We start from the raw sequence: 18,852 nt of genomic DNA, 5'->3' as shown, positions 1-18,852 counted from the left end.
GAGAGACCCCATGAGCGCCACCGTCGGTGCCGCCCTGGCATGGTGGGCCAGGAACACCCCAACTGCTGAAGCCCTCCTCTTCGAGGACGAGACGCTCGACTACGCCACTGTGGAGTCCTGGTCGAGCCGGGTCGCTCAACACCTGCGCGCCGAGGGTGTGCGCGAGGGCGACCGGGTCGGCCTGTTCGCCCCGAACAGCGTCCCCTGGCCGGTCGCCGCCCTGGGCGTGATCAAGGCCGGCGCCGTCCTCGTGCCGCTGAACAGCCGTTTCACGGCAGCGGAGTTGCGCAAGGTCCTGGACGATTCCGGGGCCGACGTGGTGGTCGCCGCCGATGCGCTGACGAGCGTCGCCGAAGCTGCCGGAACCCTGGGCGACCACGTCGGCGTCGTACCGTTCAGCGCCGTCGACGCCCTCCGCGGCGGCCCGGCGAGCACGTTCCGCGTCGACCGGGACCAGGACGAGCCGATCGCCGTCATCTTCACGAGCGGATCGACCGGTCGCTCCAAGGGGGTCGTGCTCACCAACCGCACGCTGCTCAGCATCGTGTTCGAGGCGACCCTGGTCGAAGAGGGTTTTCACCGGGGTTCCAGCGCGCTCCTGGTGCTGCCCCTCGCCTTCACTCCCGGGCTGGTCTGGGGACTGCTCATGACCACCGTGCTCGGCGGGAAACTAGTGATCGAGAAGGAACTGACGCCCTCCCGGGCCGTACGGCTGATCGAGCAGCACCGTATCGAGGCGGTCTTCGGCGTGCCGCTGGTGTACCAGGCACTCGCGTCCGCTCCCGAATTCGCCGAAGCCGACCTGACCTCGCTGCGCAGCGCCGTCGTCGGCGGTGCCGCCGTGTCCGCGTCGCTGCTTCAGGCCTGGGTGGCCAAGGACGTCGCCCTGCGCCAGATCTACGGGATGACCGAGGCGGGCGGGATCGCCACCTCGACGCCGGTCCGCGAGTTCCGCGAGCACCCGGACTCCTGCGGCTCGGGCCACATCTTCACCGAGGTCCGAGTGGTGCGGGAGAACGGCACCCCGGCGCCGGCGGGAGAGCAGGGGGAACTGGTCATCCGCGGGCCGGGCGTGACACCGGGCTACTGGAACTCGCCCGAGGTCAACGCCGAGGTCTTCCGCGACGGCTGGCTGCACAGCGGCGATCTCGGCGTCATGGACGAGGACGGCCGGGTCCGGTTCGTCGACCGCCTCAAGGACCTCATCATCACCGGCGGCATCAACGTCTCGCCCTTCGAGTTGGAACAGGTCGTCGGCGCCATCGACGGCGTCGCCGAGTGCGTGGTGATCGCAGCCCCCGACCCGAAGTTCGGGGAGACGCCCGCCGTCATCGTCCACGCGGAACCCGGGCTCACCGAGGCGGAGGTCGTCGAGGCGTGCTCGCAGGTCCTCGCCGACTTCAAGGTGCCGCGCTACGTCGTCCTGAGCGAGGAGCCGCTGCCGCGGCTGCCCAGCGGGAAGATCAGCAAGACCCGGATCCGTGAGCAGTACGCCGATCTGACCGAGCGGTACTCGAAAGTCCGCTGACCCGTCCACCGCACCACTACCTCGCTTACTTCGCATCAGGGAGTCGAGAACATGTCGGCAACTGTCAGTCCCGACTCGGACCGGCGGATCGTGACGCTGGAACGGCACGGCCATGTCGCGGTGGCGACCATCCGCCGCCCCGAAGCCATGAACGCGGTCAACGCCGCGGTCGCCGCGGGGATCGGTGACGCCCTCGCCGAGGCGGAGGCGGACGACGAGGTCCGGGCTCTGGTGATCACCGGAGAGGGCAGGGCGTTCTGCGCCGGGGCGGACCTCAAGGCGCTCGCCTGCGGCGAGGACATCTCGGCGCCCGGCCACCCGGAATGGGGTTTCGCCGGGTATGTGCGGCACTTCGTGTCGATCCCGACGATCGCCGCCGTCAACGGATTCGCGCTGGGCGGTGGCACGGAGATCGTGCTGGCCTCCGACCTTGCCGTGGTCGACGAGGGGGCCGCGCTGGGCCTCCCGGAGGTGAAGCGGGGCCTGCTCGCGGCAGCCGGCGGGGTCATCCGCACGCAGCGGCAGATTCCGCTGAAGCTGGCGCTGGAGGTCGCCCTCACGGGTGACCCCGTCGAGGCCGAGCGCGCGGTCCGGTGGGGACTGGCCAACAGGCTGGCACCGGCCGGATCGGCCCTCGACGTCGCCGTCGAACTCGGTGCCCGGATCGCCGCGAACGCGCCGCTCGCGGTACGGGAGACCAAGAAGGCGATGCACGGGACCACGGGGCTGGGCTCCGAGTGGGACGCCCCGCCGTGGGAGGTCAACGACCGGGCGATGGGCCGGGTGCTCGGCTCGGCCGACTTCGCCGAGGGAACCCGGGCGTTCGCGGAGAAGCGAGCGCCCCGGTGGACGGGCCGCTGACATGGCGGCAGGAGGACTGGCCGACGGTATCGACCGGCTCGTGATCGTGGGAGCGTCGCTCGGGGCGGCCCGCGTCGTCGAGGAGGCGCGCCGGACCGGCTTTACCGGCTCGATCGTCGTCGTCGGCCGCGAGAAGCACGCACCCTACGATCGGCCACCCCTGACCAAGGACTTCCTCACCGCCGCGGCCGAGCCCGAACTGGTCGAGCACCTGCCGGCCCCGGAGGCGCTGGGCGTGACCCTGATGACCGGGACCACGGCCCTGTCGCTGGACACACGCAACCGGCGGGTCCGCACGGAACGGGGAGACATCGGATACGACGTCCTGGTGATCGCCACCGGCGCGCAGCCCCGTGCGCTCGACGTGCCCGGCGGCGACCTGCTCGGGGTCACCACTCTGCGGTCGGTGGAACAGGCGCGGCTGGTCCGGGGGGCACTCGAACCCGGGGCGCGGGTCGTGGTCGTCGGGGCCGGCTTCATCGGGGGCGAGATCGCGTCGAGCGCGCGGGCGCGCGGTGCGGAGGTCACGCTCGTGGAGGCGTCGCCGCTGCCGCTGGCCGGCGCCGTCGGGCCGTTGGTGGCCGAGCGGCTCGCCTATCTGCACCGGCAGTACGGCGTCCGCCTGCTGAAGTCCACCAAGGTCCGGGAGATCACCGGCAACGGTGCGGTCGAGAAGGTGCGGCTCGACGACGGCAGCGTCGTCCCGGCCGATCTCGTCGTGGTGGGCATCGGTGTCGACCCCGTGACGGGCTGGCTGCGGGGGTCCGGCGTGGCGGTGAGCGACGGGGTCGCGTGCTCGACCTACCTCGAGAGCACGGTGCCCGGTGTGTACGCCGTCGGGGACGTCGCACGGTGGGTCAACCAGTGGAACGGACGGCTGAGCCGGCTGGAGCACTGGACGTCCGCGGGGGAGCAGGCGGTCGCGGTGGCGCGCAACGCCCTCACCACTGACCGGAGTCCGTGCGGTGTCGTGCCCTACTTCTGGTCGGAATGGCACGGGCACAAGCTGCAGATGCTCGGCGAACCGGCCGATGAGGTCGAGCTGGCCGGCGACCGCAGCGGTGCCACCGATCCCTTCCTCGCCCAGTACCGCTACGACGGCGACGTGGTCGGCGCCTTCGCGCTGGACCGTACCGGCCCGCTGATGAAGCTTCGTACCGCGGTGCGGAACCGGACGTCCTGGGAGGCCATGCTCGGCGCGCCGACGCCCGCGGGCGCGGCCGGGACCACAGCGCCTCCGCACAGAGGTGCTCGTCTCATCGGACCGTGACGGCCCCGGTCGAACGGAAACAGCTCAGCCCATTGCGGGTATGAGCGCGGAATATTACCTTACGTCATTAGATTTAGTGTGGGAGGCGGCGGTGGACGAATCCGGTATCGATCGCGAAGCGCGGATCAGGCGGGCGCTCGAGCATCTGAAGAACGACACGACCGACCAGTTCGAGAAGACGGAGCCGTTCGAGGCGGCCGAGTTCACCGACCCGGAGCTGGCCGCGCGGGAACGCGACCTGGTCTTCGGCCGGGTGCCGACGATCGTCGCGCACGGCTCGGAGATTCCGAATCCCTTCGACTTCAAGACCGTGCGGATGCCCCGCAACAACGTGATCATCGTGCGCCAACGGGACGGTGGCGTAAAGGCGCTGGTGAACCTGTGCCGCCATCGCGGCGCGCTCCTCGAGTGCGAGCCGGCGGGCAGGCGACGGCTGTTCTCGTGCCCGTACCACCGCTGGTCCTACGACATAGACGGCACGCTGCGCACGGTCACCCGCGACAACACCTTCGGCGACCTCGACCGCAGCCGACTCGGTCTCGTCGAACTGCCCTGCGAGGAGCGCCATGGCTTCGTCTGGGTGGTGGACCGGGCCGGCGCGGACATCGACGTGGCCTCGTGGCTGGGACCCGAGATGGACGCCGTGCTGGGAGGCTACCGGCTCGATCGGCTCAGCTGTGTGCGGGCGGAGGGATTCGAGGAGCCGACCAACTGGAAGATCATGCAGGATGCTTTCCTGGACGGCTACCACGTGCAGTACGCCCACCCGAACACGGCGGCGAAGTACATCCATACCAACGTGATGGCGTTCGAGGACTTCGGCCGGCACTGCCGGTTCGTCGCCCCGCGCAAGACCATCGACCGCTGGCTGGAAGAGGACCCCGGTGACCGGAGCCTCGTCGGGGACGTCACGGAAACCCACTTCCTCGGGCCCAACAGCACGCTGCTCAAGCAGCCCGACCACTTCCAGCTCCTGACCTTCCGGCCCGATCCGCACTCTCCGACCCGCTCGGTGATGGAGATGCGGTTGATCGTTCCGTCACCCGAGGAGGCGGGTCTGTCCCAGGAGCGCTGGGAACGTCTCTGGGCGAAGAACTGGGAGATCCTGCTGTCCGTCCTGCACGCGGAGGACTTCCCGCTGCTGCGCGACTCCCAGGCAGGGATGGCCAGCCGGGACGCGGGCTCCATGCTGCTCGGCCGCAACGAGGTCGCCAACCAGGTGTTCCGGCGGCTGCTCAGGCAACTGCTGACGGAGACGGTGAACACGTGATCACCTACCGATGGCGGGAGTCGCTCGACGACGAAGAGGCCCGTGCGGTCGACGAGCTGCTGGACGTCGCAGCCGACTACGACGCCGAAGCCGGGTTCTCCACGGTCCTGCCGGTGGTCGGGAGCACAGCCGCGACCCGTCATGTCATCGTCACGATCGCGCCGAAGGGCGAACGCGGGAGCGCCGAACTCGACGAGCTGCCCGACGTGGAGATCGTCGCTTTCCTGCGGCTGGACCTGGCCGACGGGGACGGTGACGTCCAGTTCGTCGTGCGGCCCGAATTCCGTTCGCGGGGAGTCGCGACGCTGCTCACGGAACTGCTCGACGAGGAGCCGGGAGGCTGGTCGGCAGTGCCGGGGCTGCGCAGGGTCCGAGCCTGGGCCCATGGCAACCACCCGGCGGCCGAACGCCTCGCCCGCCGGCTCGGGGCGACGGCGGAGCACGGTGTGTTCAGGACGCTCCGCGAGGTCGGCGGTTCACGCGCGTACCGTGGACCGTCGCTCCGGGCGCGCAGGTCCACGGTGGCGGAGCGACCGGCGGAGGTCGTTCCGGGACACGGGGCGGGGATGGCGCCCGACGCCCGGGCCCTGCTCGGGCGCGGCAGGACCCGGCTGACCGACGCCGACAGCGGCGGCAGCGTACTGATCGGCGTCGAGGACAGGGAATCGGCGGGACACCTCGCCTGCGTCGTGGTGGAGACACCCGGTCTCGACGCCGAGTGCCTGCGGAACCTCGTGAGCCAGGCACTGCTCGAGGTCCAGGACGCCGGAGCGCGGAAGGTCGTGCTCTACGTCGACGCCCTGCACGACGACCTGGTCCGTGTGTCGAGAGAGCTGGCCTTCGAACACGACCACTCGGACCTGCGCTATGTCCTCTCCCGGGCAACCGGCTGGGGCCGGGAATCGGGATCGGCGAGACCCGAGGGACGGGACGACGACATGAACGGCAGAAGGGCTGATCACGATGCGCGCATTCGGTAACTTCGTCGGAGGTCGCTGGGTCGACTTCGAGGGTGTCCTGCCGGTGGACGATCCGTCGACCGGCGAGGTGTTCGGCCGAGTACCGGACTCGGGCGCCGAAGCCGTCGAGGACGCGGTCAAGGCGGCACGTACGGCGTTCGAGGACGGCCCGTGGGCCCGGATGTCCCCGCGTAACCGGGCTGACGCGCTGCGGCGGCTGGCCTCCGTGCTGGAGAGCCGGTTCGACACCCTGGTCGACGGCCTCGTCAGCGATGCCGGTGCCACCGCGCGCTTCTGCCCCATGGTGCAGGTCGGCGCACCGTTGGCGCACCTGCGGGACTTCGCGGAGATGGCGCCGCTCCTCGAGGAACCGACGAGCTTCCCGCTCCAGGCGGCCCCGGGACTCGGCCAGTGGGAACTGCACCGCGAGCCGGTCGGCGTCGTCGGCGCGTTCACGCCGTACAACTTCCCGCTGTTCATGTGCGTGTGGAAGATCGCGCCCGCGCTGCTCGCCGGCAACACCGTTGTCCTCAAGCCGTCGCCGCTCACGCCGGTCGGGCCGGACGCGCTGGCGGCAGCCGCCATCGAGGCGGAACTGCCGCCGGGTGTGCTCAACATCGTGCACGGAGACCGGATCGTCGGTGAGGCGCTGGTCGCGCACCCAGGGGTCGACCTGATCAGCTTCACCGGCAGCACCGCGGTCGGGACCCGCGTGATGGCCGCGGCCGCCGCGACGGCGAAGGATGTCATCCTCGAACTGGGCGGCAAGTCGCCCGCCCTCGTCCTGCCCGACGCCGACGCCGAACTCGCCGTGCGCGGGACGTTGTTCAGCAGCATGATGCACGCGGGGCAGGCATGCGTCGCCACCACCCGGATGCTGGTGCCGGACGCGCGCTACGAAGAGTTCACCGACCTGCTCCAGAAGCGTGCGTCCGTGCTGCGGGTCGGCCCGGCGGCCGAGTTCACCACGGATGTCGGGCCGGTGATCTCCGAGGCCGCCCGGACGAGGGTCGAGAAGCTCGTCGCCGCGGGGATCGAGCGCGGCGCGCGTGCCCTCGTCGGTGGCGACCGGCCGGTGGGTGTGCCGGACGGCGGCCACTACGTCAGCCCGACCGTGCTCGTCGACCTGGACAACGACAATCCCGCGGCGCACGAGGAGGTCTTCGGGCCGGTGCTGTCGGTCATCCGGTACTCCGGAGTCGACGAGGCGGTGCGGATCGCCAACGCCACGCCCTACGGGCTGGCGGCCGCGGTGTGGGGCACCGACCTGGTCAAGGCCCGCGAGACCGCGCTGCGCCTGCGCTCCGGCCTCACCTGGGTCAACGACGTGGGCCAGGCGGACGTGGCGCGCACCCCGCTGGCCGGCCGGGGGATGAGCGGTGTGGGTCAGGAGAACGGCGTGGACGGACTGTTCTCGTACACGAAGACGCGCAGCCTGTACACGGCTCTCGACACGAGTCTCGACCGTCGCGGCTACAGCGTCGTGGGCGGTGAGTGGGAATGACGGAGCGCACGAGGCCCACGGTCGACCGCGCGCTGTGCAAGGGACACGGGCGGTGCTACATGGTCGCACCGGACGTTTTCGACTGCGACGACGAGGGTTTCGCGGTCGTCACCGACGACGCGACGACACCCGAACAGATCGCCGGCCTCGACCGGGCCGTGAGCAACTGCCCGGAGCAGGCGATCTCCACTGCCACCAGATAGGCCCGCATACCACCAGTGAGAGGAAGTTCCATGGGCGAGCTGAGGGACGCAGCAAGCGCCGACATCCAGTACGACTTCGACATCCATTCGCCGGACATCGCCGACACTCTCGACGACGTCTACGCCGAGATGCGGCAGAAGTGCCCGGTGGCGCACAGCCCTCGCTACGGCGGCCACTGGGTGGCGACCAGGTACGACACGATTCAGCAGGTCATGCGCAACCCGGCGGTCTTCTCGAGCGAGTCGGTGAACGTGCCGGACACGATCGGCCAGGACGGCTCGATGATCCCGCTCGAGATCGACCCGCCGGACCACGGCATCTACCGCAAACTGATCAACCCGCTGTTCTCGCCCAAGCGGATGGCGGAGCTGGAGCCCCGTGTCCGGGAGATCACCGGTGAGCTGATCGACGAGATGCTGAAGCACGAGAAGGTCGACTTCGTCGACGCCTTCGCCCGGGCGCTGCCGAGCCGGGTCTTCCTCGCCCTGATGGGCTGGAACGTCGCGGACGCCGACAAGTTCAACCACTGGGCCGACACCATCGTGCTGGGGGAGCCGGGCGCCAGCGAGGAACGCTCCACGGAGGTGCGTACCGCGGCGGCGACGGAGGTCTACACGTACTTCGCCGAGATGATCGACGAGCGGTCCGAGTCGGCCGATTCCGAGGACATCACCCAGATCCTCATCAGCGGGACCTTCGAGGACCGCAAGCTGACCCAGTTCGAGGTCCTCAACATCCTGTTCCTCTTCCTCATCGGCGGTCTGCACACCGTGCAGGGACAACTCGCGCACACGGTGATCCACCTGGCCCAGCGCCCCGAGGTGCGCAGGCAACTCGTCGACGACCTCGCTCTGGTGCCGACCGCGGTGGAAGAGATGCTCCGCCGGGAGTCCGCGGTCTGCCCGGCCCGCGTCGTGAAGGAGGACCACGTACTGGACGGGGTGCAGCTGCGGGCCGGCGACAAGATCCTCATCCCGTTCGCCGCGGCCAACCACGACGCCGACAAGTTCGCCGATCCCGACGCCATCGACCTGACCCGTGACCCCAACCCGCACCTCGCCTTCGGCGCGGGCAACCACCGTTGCGTCGGTTCGCACCTGGCGCGGCTGGAACTGCGGGTCGCATTCGAAGAACTGCACCGCCGGATTCCCGACTACCGGCTGGACCCCGCGGACCCGCCCGTCCGGCATCTCAGCCAGGTCCGGGGCGTGGTGAAACTGCCCCTGATCCTCGGTGAGTCCCTCTGAACCTCCGCTGACACAACCGATCGTCCACCGCACAAAGGAGTGTGAAGATGACCGTGAAACTCGGCAGTGTCGAGTTCTACGAAGCGATGGCCCACGCCCTCAACAACGACCCCGAATGGGCGGAAAAGGGCAAGAACATCGACTTCGACATGGCCTACAGGTACGAGGCCCCCATCGAGGGCCAGTTCTTCGTCAGCTTCGACAAGGGCAGGGTCGTCGCGGTCCGGGTCGCCTCCCAGGAAGACCTCGACAAGGCCGACTTCGTCATCAGCGGCAGCAGCGACGTCTGGCGGGGCTGCTTCGACGGCAGCATCAACCCCACGGTCGCGATGACACGCGGAAAGCTCCGGGTACGCGGGAAGACGGCCCAGATGCTCAAGAACATGCCCGCGTTCATGTACATCCAGCAGACGATGGGGAAGGTGGAGTTCCAATGAGGTCGCGAGCCGCTGTACTTCTGGAAGCTCCGGGCGAGTGGGAGATCGTCGAGGTCCAGGTGGACGACCCGAAGGAGTTCGAAGTCCTGGTGCGTTTCCAGCACGCCGGGCTCTGCCACTCCGACGACCACTACGCCAAGGGCGACGTGCCCGCCATGGCCTATCCCTTCTGCGGCGGCCACGAAGGCGCGGGCGTCGTGGAGAAGGTCGGCCCCGGCGTGCGCGACCTCAGGGTGGGCGACCACGTCGTCGCGGCCTTCATCCCCGGCTGCGGACGGTGCACCTGGTGCGCCCGCGGCATGCAGAACCTGTGCGACAACGGCGCGTACATGATGCAGGGCACCCAGCTCGACGGCACGTTCCGCCTGCACACCGACGCAGGCCAGGACGTCGGCCAGTGCTCGCTGGTGTCGACGTTCTCGGAGTACTCCGTGCTGCCGGAGTGGGGCGCGATCAAGATCGACCCGGAGATCCCGCTGTCCGTCGCGGCGCTGGTGGGCTGCGGCGTCCCGACCGGCTGGGGTTCGGCCGTCAACGCGGCCGCCGTCCAGCCGGGTCACGTCGTGATCGTCATGGGTGTCGGCGGGATCGGCGCCAACGCCGTACAGGGCGCCAGGTTCGCCGGGGCGTCACGGATCATCGCCGTCGACCCGGTCCCGTTCCACCGGGAGATGGCGCTCAAGCTCGGGGCGACGGACGCCTTCGAGAACATGCAGCAGGCCACCGATCTCGCCCAGGCGCTGACCAACGGCCAGGGCGCGGACTCGGCGATCGTGACCGTCGGCGTGGTCACCGGAGAGCACGTCGCGGAAGGGTTCGAGTCGATCCGCAAGGCCGGCACGGTCGTGCTGACCAGCATGGGCAACGTCACGGAGTACGGGATCCCGGTGAGCCTGTTCGAGCTGGCCATGTTCCAGAAGCGGATCCAGGGCTCGCTGTTCGGCATGATGCAGCCCACCCGCGCGGTGCCGGACATGCTCCGCCTCTACCAGGAGGGGCACCTGATGCTCGACGAGCTGATCACGCGCCGGTACAGCCTCGAGGAGATCAACCAGGGCTACCGGGACATGCACGCAGGCCTCAACCTGCGCGGTGTCGTCGACTTCTGAGTCACCCACAGCCGGCGTAGCAGAAGGAAGCGAGCCATGCCCCACGTCGTGACCCGAGCGTGCTGCAACGATGCCTCGTGCGTCGCGGTCTGCCCGGTGAACTGCATCCACCCCACACCGGACGAGCCGGACTACGGCACGACGGAGATGCTCTACATCGATCCGGCCGTCTGCGTGGACTGCGCCGCGTGTGTCGAGGTTTGCCCGGTCGGGGCGATCAGCGCCGACTACGACCTCAGCGACGACCAGGCCGGGTTCGAGGACATCAACGCTCACTGGTACGACGGCATCGGCCGGCGGGACTACCCGCAGGAACAACAGGAGGTACGTGTACGAGAGTGGGCCGGCGGCGACCTGCGGGTGGCCGTCGTCGGCGCCGGCCCTGCGGCCTTCTACGCCGCCGAGGGACTGCTGACCCAGCGCGGCCTGGAGGTCCGCGTCGACATGTTCGAGCGGTTGCCGACCCCCGGTGGTCTGGTGCGGTTCGGAGTCGCGCCGGACCACCAGGACACCAAGGACGCCGCGAGGACCTTCGCGAACACGATGCGGCGCAAGGGCTTGCGGCTGTTCCTCAACACCGAGGTCGGCACCGACATCACCCTCGACGCGCTGCGTGCGCGGTACCACGCCGTGCTGGTCGCCGTCGGTGCGCTCGCCGACCGGCCGCTCGGGATACCTGGGGAGGAACTCCCGGGCAGCCACTCCGCGACGGAGTTCGTCGGCTGGTACAACGGCCATCCCGACTTCTCCCACCGGACGTTCGACCTGTCCGGGGAGCGGGCCGTCGTCGTCGGCAACGGCAACGTGGCCCTCGACATTGCACGGATCCTGGCCCTCGGCCCGGACCGGCTGGCGAAGACGGACATCGCCGACCGGGCACTGGAACAGCTGCGGTCGAGCACCATCCGGGAAGTCGTCGTGATCGGTCGACGCGGTCCCGCCGAGGCGTCGTTCACGACGAAGGAACTGCTCAGCCTCGCCCGGACCCCCGGGGTGGACGTCGTGGTCCGCCCCGAGGAACTGGAGGCCGGTCAAGCCGGCCCCGCGGCACCGGGGGGCAAGGTCGGGGCACTGACCGAACTGCTAGGCCACCGGCCGGGCGCCGACCGCAGGATCACCCTGCGCTTCCTCGCGGCGCCGACGGAGATCATCGGTGACGGGTGGGTGGAAGGCGTCCGGTTGTGCCGCACCAGGCTCGTGACCGACGAGGACGGCGTGGTGCGCGCCGTCCCGACAGGCGACTTCGAGGAGCTCGCCTGCCAACTGGTGTTCCGCTCGGTCGGCTACCGCGGCTCACCCGTGCCGGGCCTGCCGTTCGACGACGAGCGTGGGATCATCCCGAACGACGACGGGCGCGTGATCGACCCGGGTACGGGCGATCCGGTCCACGGCGTCTACACCGCCGGCTGGATCAAGCGCGGACCCTCCGGTTCGATCGGGACCAACCGGAAGTGTGCGAAGGACACCGTCGAACACCTGCTCAACGACCACCGGGCCGACCGGCTCCCGACGCCGTCGGAGCCCGGGGACATCGCCGACGAACTGCCGCAGCACATCGGACTCGGTGGGTGGCGGCTCATCAACGAGCACGAACTCGACGCCGGGCGGCGTCAGCACCGACCGCGCGTGAAGTTGGTGGACCGCGCCGAGATGCTCGCGGTGGCCCGCCGGGACGGCTGATTCCGCCCTTTCGCCACGACAAGGAGACCGAGTAGCGATGGACCCCCGTACCCCGGTGGTTGCCGGCGGCGGCCAGTTGAACCAGCGCGATGCCGCGCTCGAACCGGTCGACATGATCGTCGAGGCGGCCCGCCGGGCGGCCGCCGACGCCGGCGCGCCGGGACTTGCCGAAGCGGTCGAGTCGGTCCGGGTCGTCGGCATGCTGTCATGGCGTTACCGAGACCCGGGACGGCTGGTGGGCGAGCGGCTCGGCGCGCCGGTCCGGCACACCGTCTACACCGGCAACGGGGGAAGCCATCCCCAGGCACTGGTCAACGACGCCGCCGAGGACATCGCCGCGGGCCGGTGCGACGTCGTACTCGTCGGCGGTGCCGAGGCCTGGCGCACGCGCATGGCGCTCAAGGCGGACGGTCGTCGTCCGCAGTGGACGATCCAGGGTGACGATGTCGAGGAGCCGGAGCGTCGCCCGGAGGTGCCGATGCGCGCACCGGCCGAGCTGCGGGCCGGCCTGGACCGTCCGGCCTTCGTCTACCCGCTCTTCGAGCAGGCGCTCCGGCTGAACGCCGGCCGCAGTAACGCCGGGCATCGTGCGCGCATCGCCGGGCTCTGGGCCCGATTCAGTGAGAGCGCCGTCGCGAACCCGGCGGCGTGGACGCGTCGTGCGTACACGCCGGAGGAGATCGCGGAGCCCACGCCGGACAACCGGATCATCGCGTGGCCGTACACGAAGCTCATGAACTCGAACAACAATGTCGAGCAGGCGGCGGCGGTCCTGGTCTGCTCGGCGCGGGCCGCACGACGCTTCGGCGTGCCGGCGGACCGCTGGGTCTTCCCGCGAGCCGGCACCGAGGCCGCGGACACCGCGGCCATCGCGGCGCGCCCGCGCCTGGACGGATCACCCGCGATCCGAGCCGCCGGGCGCGCGGCGCTACGGCTGGCGGGTCTCGAACTTGCCGATCTGGGGCCGGTCGACCTGTACTCGTGCTTCCCTTCCGCCGTGCAGGTGGCGGCCACCGAACTCGGGCTGCCGATCGACGACCCCGCGCGGCCGCTCACGGTCACCGGCGGCCTCACCTTCGCCGGCGGCCCGTGGAACAACTACAGCACGCACGCGATCGCGACGATGGCCGACCAGGTGCGGCGCGCACAGCGGCCGGGACTCGTGACGGCGAACAGCGGCTATCTCACCAGACATTCGATCGGCGTCTACGCGCCGTGGCCGGGCGACGGGTTCCACCGCTGCTCGGCCACGGCCCAGGCAGATGCGCAGCCCCCGACCCCGGTGGCTGAAGGGTACGCAGGACCGGCCGAGCTGGAGGCGTGGACGGTCGTCTTCACCCGTGACGGGGAAGCGGAGACCGCCATGGCGGCCCTACGTACACCGTCCGGCGCGCGAACCCTCGCGCGCTGCGTCGAACCCGACGCGGTCACCCGTCTGGTGCACGAGGAGGAGACGGGCGTGAAGGCCGACGTCCACGAGGACGGCACGTTCACGCCGAGGTGACCTCGGTGGCGGCCACAAACGGTTTCAGTACGCGGTAAGGAGTTCCGGATGACGTCAGTGGCGACGCGACCTGCCGATTTCGAGGACGTCTACCGGCACCATGTGGCCATGGTGCTGGCGGGCGAACTCAAGGAGGTGATGAAGGACATGGCCCCCGGCTGCGTGCCGGCGGTGTTCGAAGGGGTCACCGTGCCGCGGGACGAGGTCAGTGCCGCAGACGTGGTGACCGCCCGCGTCGACGGCGACCGGGCCGTCGGCGAAGCGGTGTACACGACACCCGACGGCCCGATCGGCCTGCGGTCCGGATGGGGCCTCGTCGACGGGGTCTGGCAAGCGGACACGCTGGAGAACTTCCCGGCGGGCGAGCGGTGACGGGCGCGCCCGCGGGAACCCTGCCGACCGGCCCGGCGCCCGGCGGCGGCGACACCGCCTTCTGGGAAGGGCTGCGTGCGGGCAGACTGACGCTGCCGCGGTGCGGCTCGTGCGGGACATGGCGACCGCCGGGCCGCGCGCTGTGCTCGTCGTGCTGGTCCTTCGACGTCACCTGGGAGCGCTGCGAACCCGAAGGCACGATCTACACCTGGGTGCGCACACACCGCACGTTCATGAGCGAGCTGGACGTCGAGGTTCCGTACGTCACCGCGCTGGTCGAGCTGGCAACGCCGCCCGTACGGCTGCTGGGAATCCTCCTCCGGACACCGTCCGGTCACAACCCGGCGATCGGGGACCGCGTTCGCGGGGTCATCGAGCGGCCGGCCAACGCCGAGTGGCCCGTGCTGCGCTGGCAGCCGACAGGAGGACACCGATGACGTTCCGTGCCGCGACCGCGGTCGTCGGGGTGGCCGACCTGCACTTCCCCCGGGGCGCCGCGCCGGCCGGGGAGCGCGAGCTGGTGCTGGAGGCGATCCTCGCGGCGTGCGCGGACGCCGGGATCTCCCCCCGCGACATCGACGGCTTCACCTCCTACGCCGGCGGTGAGCACAGCGGGCCGGTGCTCGCCGCGGACCTCGGCGTCCGCGAGCTGCGCTGGTCCAGCATGGTGTGGGGAGGAGGAGGCGGCGGCGTCGCCGCGGCGATCGGGGCCGCCGCCGCGGCCGTCGTGTCGGGGCAGGCGGAGTGCGTCGTCGCCTTCCGCGGCATGGCTCAGCGCGACACCGGGCGGCTCGGCTACGCGAAGTACTACTTCGACAACAACTACCTCCCGCACGGAGTGGCGACGCCGGCACATGTCTGCGCACTGCGCACCCAGCGCATGCTCGAGCACGACGGCGTGCCGCGCAGCGCACTGCGCAACCTCGTTCTCGCCGCGTATCACCACGCGCAGCACAACCCGGGGGCGGCGGGCCATGGCAAGCCGCTCGACGAGGCCGGGTACGAGGCGTCGCCGCTCATCGTCGAGCCCTTTCACCTGTTCGACTGCTCGCGGGAGAACGACGGTGCGGTGGCCCTTGTGATCACGTCGGCCAGGCGTGCCGCGCAGCTGTCCGAGCCACCGGCCTACCTGCTTGCGGCGGCCCAGGGCGCGCCGGGCGGGTACGCGGCCCTCAACGAGAACGACCCGCACTACACGTCGGCCGGCTTCGCCGCGGGCCCCTCCGGTGCCGGCGTGGCATCCCGGCTGTGGGCGGGGGCGGGCGTGAAGCCGGGTGAGGTCGACGTCGTGCAGGTCTACGAGAACTTCAGTGGCCCGGCGGTGGCGTCACTGATCGACCACGGCCTGTGCCCGCCCGGGCCGGCGGCCGGCGAGTTCATGACGGTCGAGAACCTGACCGCGCCCGGCGGGGTGCTGCCGGTGAACACCTCCGGCGGCAACATCGCCGACTCGTTCGTCAACGGCATGGGGCTGGCGGTCGAGGCGGTCCGCCAGGTGCGCGGCACCTCTCCCAACCAGGTCGGCACCGCCGACACATCCCTGTTCATCGGCGGGCCGATGGCCCCGTTGGTCAGCTCCGTGCTCTTCGGCAGCGACCGCGCGCTCTGAGCGGACCAGGTGAAGTCCACTGTGGTTCGGCGACACCCGCAAAGGGCGCGGGGCTGTGACATTCGCGGCTCCGCCGCGTGGGCGCGACCAGCCACCAGGGCGCGGCAGCCGAACGGCGGCCCGTTGCCGCACATCCAGCGAAGCGCTCAGCTCCCCCAGGAGGAAATGTGACGTCATCGGAGTACGACCGGCCCGCGCTGTACGTCGAGGGTGGATGGACCGAGCCGGCGAAGGGCGCCTCGTACGAGGTCATCGAAGCCGCGACGGGCGAGGTGTTCGCCACGACCGCGCTGGCGGGCACCGATGACATCGACCGAGCGGTCGCAGCCGCCCGGCGGGCACTGACCGGCCCCTGGGCGCGGCTGCGCCCGGCGGAGCGGGCCCAGTTGGTGACGGCATTCGCAGGGGAGCTCGATGCCCGCCGCAAGACGACCGCGGCCCTGGTGAGCCGCGAGAACGGCATGCCGATCTCGCTCTCCAGGACGGTGAACGGCAGCGCTCCCGGATTCATCACCCGGTACTACGCCTCGCTGGCCGGAGATCTGCCCGACGAGGAGAGCCGGCCGAGCCCGACCGGCGGAGACACCCTGGTCACGCGTCAGCCGGTCGGCGTCGTCGCCGCGGTGACCCCGTGGAACTATCCCCAGTCACTGGCGGTCATGAAGGTCGCGCCGGCGCTCGCCGCGGGCTGCACGGTGGTCCTCAAGCCGCCGCCCGAAACCGCTCTCGACGCCTTCGTCCTCGCTGACGCCGCCGAGGCGGCCGGGCTGCCCGCCGGGGTGTTGAACGTCGTGCCCGGCGATCGCGAGGCCGGGGTTCACCTCGTCGAGCACCCGGACGTCGACAAGGTCGCCTTCACCGGTTCGACCGCCGCGGGCCGGGCGATCGCGGAGACCGCCGGTCGGCTGCTCCGCCCGGTCACGCTCGAACTGGGCGGCAAGTCGGTGTCGCTGGTGGCGGACGACGCGGACCTCGACCTGTTCACCGGAAAACTGCTGGATGTGTCCCTGCCGAACAACGGACAGACCTGCCACGCCGCGACCCGGATCCTCGCGCCCGTCGGCCGCTACGACGAGGTCGTCGAAGCGGTCACGGCGACCGTCGCCGGACTGAGAGTCGGCGATCCCCTGGACCGGGCGACGCAGGTGGGGCCGCTAGTGTCCGCCGCCCAGCGGGAGCGGGTCCTGGGGCATGTGGAGCGGGGCAGGACGTCCGCCCGGCTGACCACCGGCGGTGGTGTTCCGGACCGGCCGGGCTGGTTCGTCGAGCCGACCGTCTTCGCCGACGTCGACAACTCCTCGGCGATCGCCCAGGAGGAGATCTTCGGGCCGGTTCTCTGCGTGATCCCGTACCGTGACGAGGACCACGCGGTCGCGCTGGCCAACGACAGCGCCTACGGCCTCGGCGGCGTGGTGTGGAGTGCCGACGCCGGGCACGGGTTGTCCCTGGCCCGCCGGATCCACACCGGCACGGTCGGGGTGAACCACTACGAACTGCATGTCAACGCGCCGTTCGGCGGGGTGAAGGCGAGCGGTCTGGGTCGTGAACTCGGCCCGGAGGGACTTGCGTCGTACCTGGTGACGAAGTCGGTCTACCGAGGCTGACCCGCAGGGTCAGGCGCTGACGTCGAGCCGGTCGGGCAACTCGCCGGACCGGCTCGTTCCGATACTGCCGAAGTGCGCGATGCCCAGGAGATAGCTGCGCACGGTGTGTTCGAAGAGCTGTCGCGCGTTCAGCTGATTGGCCCGGTCGGCGGCGGACAGCACGGGATGGCTCTCGGGGTCGGCGTGTGCGAATTGCGCCCGGGTCCGCGGCGCCGGCTGCATCGCCTCCACGATCGTGGCTCCGAGCGCGAGCTTCTCCATGCCGTCCAGGATCTGCACGTGCAGTTCCAGCGGGACGCCGCATTCGGCGAGGTACTTGGCCACGTCCTCGTACATGTTGGTCAGATAGTCGCGGGGCAGGTATCGCAGCAGGATCGGGGCCGCCCTGCGGTGTCGCAGCACCGCGCTGCGGAAGTTCAGGCTCAGCCGGGTCAACCACTCCGACCAGTCCCCGGACGCGGGGCGCCGGGGAATGACCGTCTTCGTGACGATGGCCCGGGCGACCGCGGTGAGGATCTCCTCCTTGTCGGCGAAGTGGTAGTACAGCGATGGCGGCTTCACCTTCAGTTCGCGCGCGAGGCGCGGGAGGCTCAGGGCGTCCGGGCCGTCGTCGTCGATGATCGACAGTGCCGCCTCGATCGTCGCCTTGCGGCTGATCAATGGTGTGCTCGGACGCGGCACCCGTCCTCCTCGGATCGACCCCTGCGGTCCTGTTCCGGATTCTCTCACGGTTGCGGGCGTGCCGGTTCCGGGCCGGTGAGTTGACCCGCCGCGACGCCACTCACCTAATGGTGATAGTTTTAGCAGGCGCCGCGGACGTCCGCTCGGCCCACGGCCTCTTCAGGGAACTCACATGCGCTGACGGGGTGAACATGTCCATGATGCACGGCGCCGAGCCGTGGGCGACCCGTATCGGGGTGCCCGAGTCCTTTGTCCCGGACGGCCACGGCGATCCCGACGGTCTGGTCGGCGGGTCCGCCTACGGACCGCTGATGGCCGCGGTTCGCGGCTTCCTCGACGACCTCGCGGGCGCGGTGCCCGACGCGGACCTCGCGGCCGGGCTGACCGCGGACGTCGAGGCCTGGCGAAGACGGCTCCGCACCCAGGCGGTGCCGGAGCGGGAGCAGGCGTTCGGACACCGGGTCGACCTCCCGGGCAGGGGGCAGGTCATGGCGCCCGCGTTCGTCATGACGGCACGTGGCCCGGACAGCGTCGAGGGTACGGTGACGTTCGGGCGGTTCTTCCTGGGCGGCAACGGCGCCGTCCACGGGGGCGCCATCGCCCTGCTGCTCGATGAGGTGCTCGGACGCCTGTCCGACACGGCGGGGAGGACGCCAGCCCGGACGGCCTCGTTGACGGTCGACTTCCGCGCGGTCACCCCGGTCGACGAGGAACTCGTCGTCCGTGCCTGGTTCGAGCAGGAGGTCGGACGAAAGCGCTACCTCGCCGGCGAGATCCGGCATGGCGACGTGCTCTGCGCGCAGGCCACCGGTCTGTTCGTGAGCCTCACCGCCGAGCAGTCCTGAACCGACGCGACGGCGCGGCGCCCGTGGCGACGCGGAGCCCGACGGTGCGAGGCGGGAGTCGTAAGTGGGGCGTCGTCGGTCAGGTGTCCCCGCACGCCGCCGGGCGTGCCCGTGGAGTGCTCCGGACAGGCTTCGAGCGGTTCTGCCGAGTCCGCTGCGGTTCGGCAG

Annotated in this window: 18 protein-coding genes; 17 read left to right on the top strand and 1 reads right to left on the bottom strand. The window is 70.5% G+C overall.

Annotated elements, in window-relative coordinates; translation table 11 throughout:
- Window positions 1–10: 10 nt before the first annotated feature.
- The 16 genes from ABZ453_RS44700 (at window position 11) to ABZ453_RS44625 (ending at window position 17,158) form a co-directional block, all read left to right on the top strand.
- Window positions 11–1,528, top strand: coding sequence for an AMP-binding protein (locus tag ABZ453_RS44700; RefSeq protein WP_359024827.1), 1,518 nt, complete (start codon window positions 11–13; stop codon window positions 1,526–1,528).
- Window positions 1,529–1,579: 51 nt separating this feature from the next.
- On the top strand, window positions 1,580–2,389 hold the full coding sequence (locus ABZ453_RS44695; RefSeq protein ID WP_359024825.1) for an enoyl-CoA hydratase-related protein: 810 nt from the start codon (window positions 1,580–1,582) through the stop codon (window positions 2,387–2,389).
- A 1-nt stretch (window position 2,390) separates the two neighbouring features.
- Window positions 2,391–3,659, top strand: a complete 1,269-nt coding sequence (locus ABZ453_RS44690) for an FAD-dependent oxidoreductase (RefSeq protein ID WP_359024823.1) — start codon at window positions 2,391–2,393, stop codon at window positions 3,657–3,659.
- A gap of 91 nt (window positions 3,660–3,750) precedes the next feature.
- Window positions 3,751–4,929 (top strand): SRPBCC family protein, encoded by a 1,179-nt coding sequence (locus tag ABZ453_RS44685; protein WP_359024821.1) that lies wholly within the window; start codon window positions 3,751–3,753, stop codon window positions 4,927–4,929.
- Window positions 4,926–5,909 (top strand): hypothetical protein, encoded by a 984-nt coding sequence (locus ABZ453_RS44680; RefSeq protein WP_359024819.1) that lies wholly within the window; start codon window positions 4,926–4,928, stop codon window positions 5,907–5,909. The genes ABZ453_RS44685 and ABZ453_RS44680 overlap by 4 nt, the downstream gene beginning before the upstream one ends.
- Window positions 5,893–7,392: an aldehyde dehydrogenase family protein gene (locus ABZ453_RS44675; RefSeq protein WP_359024817.1), complete on the top strand. Its 1,500-nt coding sequence runs from the start codon at window positions 5,893–5,895 to the stop codon at window positions 7,390–7,392. Before ABZ453_RS44680 ends, ABZ453_RS44675 begins: the two co-directional genes overlap by 17 nt.
- A complete protein-coding gene (locus ABZ453_RS44670; protein WP_359024815.1) occupies window positions 7,389–7,595 on the top strand; it encodes a ferredoxin in 207 nt (68 codons plus the stop codon). Before ABZ453_RS44675 ends, ABZ453_RS44670 begins: the two co-directional genes overlap by 4 nt.
- 30 nt (window positions 7,596–7,625) lie before the next feature.
- On the top strand, window positions 7,626–8,843 hold the full coding sequence (locus ABZ453_RS44665; RefSeq protein ID WP_359024813.1) for a cytochrome P450: 1,218 nt from the start codon (window positions 7,626–7,628) through the stop codon (window positions 8,841–8,843).
- Between the two features lie 47 nt (window positions 8,844–8,890).
- On the top strand, window positions 8,891–9,280 hold the full coding sequence (locus tag ABZ453_RS44660) for an SCP2 sterol-binding domain-containing protein (protein ID WP_359024811.1): 390 nt from the start codon (window positions 8,891–8,893) through the stop codon (window positions 9,278–9,280).
- Window positions 9,277–10,389, top strand: coding sequence for an NDMA-dependent alcohol dehydrogenase (locus tag ABZ453_RS44655; RefSeq protein WP_359024809.1), 1,113 nt, complete (start codon window positions 9,277–9,279; stop codon window positions 10,387–10,389). Before ABZ453_RS44660 ends, ABZ453_RS44655 begins: the two co-directional genes overlap by 4 nt.
- Window positions 10,390–10,425: 36 nt before the next feature.
- Entirely contained in the window at window positions 10,426–12,069 is a 1,644-nt protein-coding gene (locus ABZ453_RS44650) for an FAD-dependent oxidoreductase (RefSeq protein ID WP_359024807.1), read from the top strand.
- A 37-nt stretch (window positions 12,070–12,106) separates the two neighbouring features.
- Window positions 12,107–13,573 carry an acetyl-CoA acetyltransferase gene (locus ABZ453_RS44645; protein ID WP_359024805.1) on the top strand — a complete coding sequence of 489 codons (1,467 nt, stop codon included), beginning with the start codon at window positions 12,107–12,109 and terminating at the stop codon, window positions 13,571–13,573.
- Window positions 13,574–13,621: 48 nt separating this feature from the next.
- Window positions 13,622–13,945 carry a hypothetical protein gene (locus ABZ453_RS44640; RefSeq protein WP_359024803.1) on the top strand — a complete coding sequence of 108 codons (324 nt, stop codon included), beginning with the start codon at window positions 13,622–13,624 and terminating at the stop codon, window positions 13,943–13,945.
- Window positions 13,942–14,382: an OB-fold domain-containing protein gene (locus ABZ453_RS44635; protein WP_359024801.1), complete on the top strand. Its 441-nt coding sequence runs from the start codon at window positions 13,942–13,944 to the stop codon at window positions 14,380–14,382. The genes ABZ453_RS44640 and ABZ453_RS44635 overlap by 4 nt, the downstream gene beginning before the upstream one ends.
- Window positions 14,379–15,554 (top strand): transporter, encoded by a 1,176-nt coding sequence (locus ABZ453_RS44630; RefSeq protein ID WP_359024799.1) that lies wholly within the window; start codon window positions 14,379–14,381, stop codon window positions 15,552–15,554. The genes ABZ453_RS44635 and ABZ453_RS44630 overlap by 4 nt, the downstream gene beginning before the upstream one ends.
- 167 nt (window positions 15,555–15,721) lie before the next feature.
- Window positions 15,722–17,158, top strand: coding sequence for an aldehyde dehydrogenase (locus tag ABZ453_RS44625; protein WP_359024797.1), 1,437 nt, complete (start codon window positions 15,722–15,724; stop codon window positions 17,156–17,158).
- A 9-nt stretch (window positions 17,159–17,167) separates the two neighbouring features.
- Here the strand turns inward: ABZ453_RS44625 and ABZ453_RS44620 are convergent, their stop codons facing one another.
- Entirely contained in the window at window positions 17,168–17,839 is a 672-nt protein-coding gene (locus ABZ453_RS44620; protein ID WP_359024795.1) for a TetR family transcriptional regulator, read from the bottom strand.
- A gap of 191 nt (window positions 17,840–18,030) precedes the next feature.
- On the opposite strand from ABZ453_RS44620, the gene ABZ453_RS44615 reads away from it, so the two are divergent.
- Window positions 18,031–18,684 carry a PaaI family thioesterase gene (locus tag ABZ453_RS44615; protein WP_359024793.1) on the top strand — a complete coding sequence of 218 codons (654 nt, stop codon included), beginning with the start codon at window positions 18,031–18,033 and terminating at the stop codon, window positions 18,682–18,684.
- The last annotated feature ends 168 nt before the right edge of the window (window positions 18,685–18,852 follow it).

The organism is Streptomyces sp. NPDC005799 (assembly GCF_040630525.1).
Classification (GTDB): Bacteria; Actinomycetota; Actinomycetes; order Streptomycetales; family Streptomycetaceae; genus Streptomyces; species Streptomyces griseorubiginosus_B.
This window is presented reverse-complemented; position numbering and strand designations above follow the sequence as displayed.

Excerpts from the sequence above, each read along its gene's own strand:
- ABZ453_RS44700 (WP_359024827.1), top strand. The coding sequence starts at position 11 with ATGAGCGCCACCGTCGGTGCCGCCCTGGCATGGTGGGCCAGGAACACC.
- ABZ453_RS44695 (WP_359024825.1), top strand. The coding sequence starts at position 1,580 with ATGTCGGCAACTGTCAGTCCCGACTCGGACCGGCGGATCGTGACGCTG.
- ABZ453_RS44690 (WP_359024823.1), top strand. The coding sequence starts at position 2,391 with ATGGCGGCAGGAGGACTGGCCGACGGTATCGACCGGCTCGTGATCGTG.
- ABZ453_RS44675 (WP_359024817.1), top strand. The coding sequence starts at position 5,893 with ATGCGCGCATTCGGTAACTTCGTCGGAGGTCGCTGGGTCGACTTCGAG.
- ABZ453_RS44670 (WP_359024815.1), top strand. The coding sequence starts at position 7,389 with ATGACGGAGCGCACGAGGCCCACGGTCGACCGCGCGCTGTGCAAGGGA.
- ABZ453_RS44665 (WP_359024813.1), top strand. The coding sequence starts at position 7,626 with ATGGGCGAGCTGAGGGACGCAGCAAGCGCCGACATCCAGTACGACTTC.
- ABZ453_RS44660 (WP_359024811.1), top strand. The coding sequence starts at position 8,891 with ATGACCGTGAAACTCGGCAGTGTCGAGTTCTACGAAGCGATGGCCCAC.
- ABZ453_RS44655 (WP_359024809.1), top strand. The coding sequence starts at position 9,277 with ATGAGGTCGCGAGCCGCTGTACTTCTGGAAGCTCCGGGCGAGTGGGAG.
- ABZ453_RS44650 (WP_359024807.1), top strand. The coding sequence starts at position 10,426 with ATGCCCCACGTCGTGACCCGAGCGTGCTGCAACGATGCCTCGTGCGTC.
- ABZ453_RS44645 (WP_359024805.1), top strand. The coding sequence starts at position 12,107 with ATGGACCCCCGTACCCCGGTGGTTGCCGGCGGCGGCCAGTTGAACCAG.
- ABZ453_RS44640 (WP_359024803.1), top strand. The coding sequence starts at position 13,622 with ATGACGTCAGTGGCGACGCGACCTGCCGATTTCGAGGACGTCTACCGG.
- ABZ453_RS44630 (WP_359024799.1), top strand. The coding sequence starts at position 14,379 with ATGACGTTCCGTGCCGCGACCGCGGTCGTCGGGGTGGCCGACCTGCAC.
- ABZ453_RS44615 (WP_359024793.1), top strand. The coding sequence starts at position 18,031 with ATGTCCATGATGCACGGCGCCGAGCCGTGGGCGACCCGTATCGGGGTG.